The 5030-nt window shown below is 37.1% G+C and carries 5 protein-coding genes; all 5 read left to right on the forward strand.

Annotated elements, in window-relative coordinates:
* Window positions 1-603 (forward strand): tRNA pseudouridine(55) synthase (locus tag ABZA26_RS07315; protein WP_372713865.1); only part of this gene is annotated, 603 nt, incomplete at its 5' end.
* Window positions 604-615: 12 nt separating this feature from the next.
* Window positions 616-2421 (forward strand): translational GTPase TypA, encoded by a 1806-nt coding sequence (gene typA, locus ABZA26_RS07320; RefSeq protein ID WP_372713866.1) that lies wholly within the window; start codon window positions 616-618, stop codon window positions 2419-2421.
* Window positions 2422-2425: 4 nt separating this feature from the next.
* Window positions 2426-3325, forward strand: coding sequence for an ankyrin repeat domain-containing protein (locus ABZA26_RS07325; protein ID WP_372713867.1), 900 nt, complete (start codon window positions 2426-2428; stop codon window positions 3323-3325).
* Between the two features lie 230 nt (window positions 3326-3555).
* Complete coding sequence (dhaL, locus tag ABZA26_RS07330; RefSeq protein ID WP_372713868.1) at window positions 3556-4179, forward strand: dihydroxyacetone kinase subunit DhaL; 624 nt, start codon at window positions 3556-3558, stop codon at window positions 4177-4179.
* Window positions 4180-4195: 16 nt separating this feature from the next.
* Window positions 4196-5030, forward strand: an 835-nt coding sequence (locus tag ABZA26_RS07335; protein ID WP_372713869.1) for a dihydroxyacetone kinase subunit DhaK, incomplete at its 3' end; no start/stop codon positions are given.

Genomic DNA, 5030 nt, shown 5'->3' on the forward strand with positions numbered 1-5030 from the left:
CACAGGACAGACAGAGGTACAGACATAGAAAATCTGGAAAAAGCTCTGGAGAATTTCAGAGGTGAAATAGATCAGGTTCCTCCCATGTACTCGGCCCTTAAAGTGGACGGGAAGAGGCTCTATGAGCTCGCAAGGGAAGGAAAAGAGATAGAAAGAAAGTCAAGGAGAGTCACCGTGGAAAATCTGGAAATCCTGGATTTTGACGGGAAGAGAGGTACATTTACGTGTACGGTATCTAAGGGGACTTATATAAGGTCTCTCATTTATGACATAGGGGAAGTGTTAGGAACCTATGGAGTGATGACTTCTCTCAGAAGGACACAGGTAGGGGATTACACTTTAGATATCGCATACACTCTGGAAGAGATAGAAGCCATGGTGGAAAAAGGCGACTATAGTTTTTCAAAGAGTATAGAGGAAAGTTTCCCGTATCCTGAGGCAGAGATTTCAGGAGAAAAAGATATAAAGTTGTTTAATAACGGAAATACCCTGGTTTATGAAAAAGAAGACGGAAGATACAGGGTGTATAGTGATAAAAAATTCCTTGGTTTGGCAGAAGTAAAGAGATGTCGCCTCAAGGGTTATAAATATTATAATGTGTAGAAAGGGAGTAGTATGAAGGTAAAAAATATAGCTATTATTGCCCATGTTGACCATGGGAAAACAACTCTTGTAGACGGAATGTTAAGACAATCAGGAGTATTCGGATCTCACGAAGCTTTAAGTGAGAGAGTAATGGACAGTAACGATCTTGAAAAAGAGAGAGGAATCACAATATTTTCAAAAAATGCTTCACTTAGATTTAAAGATTACAAAATAAATATTGTAGATACTCCGGGCCATGCTGATTTTGGTGGAGAGGTACAGAGAATACTTAAAATGGTTGACTCGGTTCTTCTTCTTGTAGATGCATTTGAAGGGGTAATGCCTCAGACAAAATACGTACTAAAGCAGGCTCTTGAGCACGGACTGAGACCTATCGTAGTAGTAAATAAAATTGACAGACCGAACTCTACACCTGAAGAGGTTGTAGATTCTGTATTTGATCTTTTTGTTGAATTAGGTGCAAATGATATGCAGCTTGAGTTCCCAGTTGTGTATGCTTCTGCAAAAAATGGTTTTGCAAAAATAAACCTAAGCGATCCAGATGAAAACATGCAGCCTTTATTTGAAACTATCCTAGATCATGTAGACGATCCAGAAGGAGACCCTACAGCTCCGGTTCAAATGCTTGTTACAAATATTGCTCCGGATAACTATCTTGGGAAACTGGGTACCGGAAAAATTCATAACGGAATTTTAAAGAAAAACCAGGAAGTAACACTTATTAAAAGAGACGGAGAACTTGTAAATTATAAAATTTCAAGATTATTCGGATATGAAGGTCTTAAAAGAGTGGAAATGGAAGAAGCTATTTGTGGAGATGTAGTTACAATAGCCGGACTTGAGAAGATAGATATAGGGGAAACTGTAGCAGACAGATTAAATCCTATGGCTCTTCCTCTTATAGACATAGATGAACCAACTCTTGCTATGACTTTTATGGTAAGTGACTCTCCATTCGTAGGTAGAGAAGGTAAATTTGTAACTTCTAGAAATATATGGGACAGACTTCAAAAAGAATTAGAGCACAACGTAAGTATGAAAGTAGAAGAAACAGGTTCTGCTGAGGCCTTTGTTGTAAAAGGAAGAGGAGAACTTCAACTTTCGATCCTTATAGAAAACATGAGAAGAGAAGGATTTGAACTTCAGGTTGCAAAACCTCAGGTAATCTTCAAAGATATAGACGGAGTAAAGTGCGAACCTATCGAACTTGCAATAATTGACGTTGCAGATGAGTTTGTGGGAGTAGTTATAGAAAAGCTAGGAATAAGAAAAGGTGAAATGATCAATATGATCCAGGGATCAGACGGATATACAAGAATCGAGTTTAAAGTACCTGCAAGAGGTCTGATCGGATTCAGAAATGAATTTATGACTGAAACAAGAGGAACGGGAATACTAAATCATTCATTCTTCGATTATGAGCCGCATAGAGGTGAAGTACCTACTAGAATGAGAGGAGTACTGATATCTATAGAGGCCGGTACAACTACAGCATACTCTCTTGGAAATATCCAGGACAGAGGAGTGTTGTTTGCACCTCCAGGATTAGAAGTATATGCAGGAATGATAATCGGAGAACATTCAAGAGAGAATGATCTTACGGTAAATGTAACAAGAGGAAAGCAGCTGACTAACATGAGAGCGTCAGGAACAGATGCAGTAGTTAGATTAGCTCCTCCAAGAGAGTTTACTCTTGAGCAGGCTTTAGAATATATAGCTGACGATGAACTAGTAGAGATAACTCCGAAAAGTGTAAGAATGAGAAAGAAGATATTAGACGAAGGTGCAAGAAAAAGATCTCAAAGAAAGGGATAATCATATGAAGAAAATAGTCTTTATACTTTTGACATTTTTAGTATTAATTGGTTGTAGTAATAGGCAGACTAATGGAGAGATAGACATAGATAATGTCAAAGTAACTCCTGAAGATGTTTACACATCGATCTTTTTAGATGACTCGGATAGTGTAAAACTTTTTTTAGATAATGGATTTCCAATAAATTATAAAGATGAATCAGGGGAGACTCTTTTAATAAAAGCAGTAAAGGGAAACTCCAAAAATGTAATAGAACTTCTTTCTTCAAGAGGTGTACTTCTTGAAGAAAGAACACTTCCCAAGGTAAGAAAAAATACCAATATAACAGTCCCAGGAAAAACAGCTATTTATTTCGCAGAAAATTTTGATATTTTGAATATTCTTGTGGATAAAGGTGCAAATGTTAATTTTGTTAACAGTGAGGGTGAGCCGCTTTTAGTTTACTTTATAAAGCACAAACCTACTGAATATACAAAACTCATCATAAAAAACAGAGCTAAAGTCAACTCTGTGGATGAAAACATGTGGACTCCTCTGATATGGGCTGTTGTAAATGACCAGGAAGAGATCGTAAAGGAACTTCTTATAGAGGGTGCAGATGTTTTTTTCAGGGATTACCAGGGTAATTATGCCATCTATTATGCTTTTGATAAAAATATTATTTCCCTCCTTTTGGAAGATGGATATAGAATGAATGTCAAAAACAAAGATGGAGAAACAATCATGGGAGAAGTTTACCTCAAATGTGTGTCTAACGGATACTATGAAGAGGTGGAAAAACTGTTGAAAATGGGTGTAGATATAAATTATACATCTTACGGTGACAGCGCTCTTTCCCTTGCAAAAGAAAATAAAGATGCAAAAATGACGGTTTTACTGAAAACAAGCGGAGCCGTAGAGTAAAAGAGTTATAGCTAGAGAGCAGATGAAAATCTGCTCTTTTTTTTGATTGGAAAATTTCAAAATAATATTATCTGTTTTATAAAATTCCGGAAACTAGATTTAACTGCCTTCCACGAACATATGTCTGGAACATTTGTAAAAAAGTTGTTTTTGATTCTTGACATTTGTAAAATACAAATGTATAACTTAGTGAGAGGACTAAATAAATATGTTTTCAGGAGGGGGAAAATATGATTTTGAATAAAGAAAATTTCGTTAATATGCTTAGTTCCAGTTGCCATTTGTTAGATGAAAATATAGATGAGCTTGGAAAAATAGATGCAAAATTTGGTGACGGAGATCACGGGGTAACCATGTCAAAAATAAGCGGAATTATAAAAAAATGTATAAATAACTGGAAAAATGAATCGGTATATCAGTTCTTTGATAATATGGGAGAAGAAATAATGGATGTCAACGGAGGATCTGCAGGACCTTTGTACGGAACATTTTTCCAAGGACTGGGAGAAGGAGCAGAAGATGCAGAAGAGATAGATAATAAAGTGTTTAAAAAAATGATTTTAAGTTCTTTGGAAAATATGCAGATGATCACAAAAGCAAAGGTAGGAGACAAAACAATGATGGATACCCTGATACCTGCAGCAGAGTGTGCAAAAGAATCCTGCTCAGAACTACCAGATTGTATAAAAGAAATAGTAAATGCAGCTTGTCAGGGAGCAGAAAATTCTAAGAATTATCCTTCTAAATTTGGGAGGGCAAGATTTTTTAAAGATGAAACGATAGGTTATATGGATGCAGGAGCTATGTCTCTAAGTTTAATTTTCAAAGGCTTTAGTGAGGGAATAAAAAAATAGCAGGGGGGATTCAAAAATGAAAATGAAAAAATTTATCAACAATCCAGAAAATTTAACACAGGAATTATTGGAGGGACTGGCACTGGCCAACAAAGATATACTTACTTTGGTAGACGGGCATTTAGTTGTAAGTAAGGATTTGGAAACAGCAGACCGTGTAACCATAGTAACATTAGGCGGTACAGGTCATGAACCAGCATTGCAAGGGTTTGTAGGAAAAGGTATGGTTGACATCGCCGTCTGTGGAGATATATTTGCTGCCCCTGGTCCAGACAGCTGTGTAAAAGCGATCCAGATGGCAGATAAAGGTCACGGAGTTTTATTTGTAGTATTAAACCATTCAGGGGATATGCTGACAGCCAACCTTACTATGAAAAAAATAAAAAAATTAGGAATTAATGTGGCTAAGATAGTAACTCAGGAGGACATTTCTTCGGCTCCAAGAGAAGATGGAAACAACAGAAGAGGTTTTGTAGGATGTGTTCCTTTGTATAAAATAGCAGGAGGAGCAGCTCTACAAGGTAAATCTCTGGAAGAAGTAGCAAAAATATCTCAGTTTTATGCAGATAATATGGCAGCTATATCCGTATCACTTCGTGGAGCTACCCATCCGGCAACAGGCGGACCTCTGGCAGAATTAGATGAGGATGAAATGGGTGTCGGAATGGGACAGCACGGAGAAGGGGGAGGAGAAAAAATTCCTATGGAAACAGCAGATGTGACTACTGATATTCTCATGGAAAAAGTGTTGGATGATTTGAAAATAAAATCGGGAGAAAAGTTAATGGTTGTAATAAACGGTTCTGGAGCGACCACTTTGATGGAAATGCTTATTGTGTACAGAAGGGCTG

The organism is Ilyobacter sp., assembly GCF_041583315.1.
Lineage (GTDB): Bacteria > Fusobacteriota > Fusobacteriia > Fusobacteriales > Fusobacteriaceae > Ilyobacter.

Excerpts from the sequence above, each read along its gene's own strand:
- typA (WP_372713866.1), top strand. The coding sequence starts at position 616 with ATGAAGGTAAAAAATATAGCTATTATTGCCCATGTTGACCATGGGAAA.
- ABZA26_RS07325 (WP_372713867.1), top strand. The coding sequence starts at position 2,426 with ATGAAGAAAATAGTCTTTATACTTTTGACATTTTTAGTATTAATTGGT.
- dhaL (WP_372713868.1), top strand. The coding sequence starts at position 3,556 with ATGATTTTGAATAAAGAAAATTTCGTTAATATGCTTAGTTCCAGTTGC.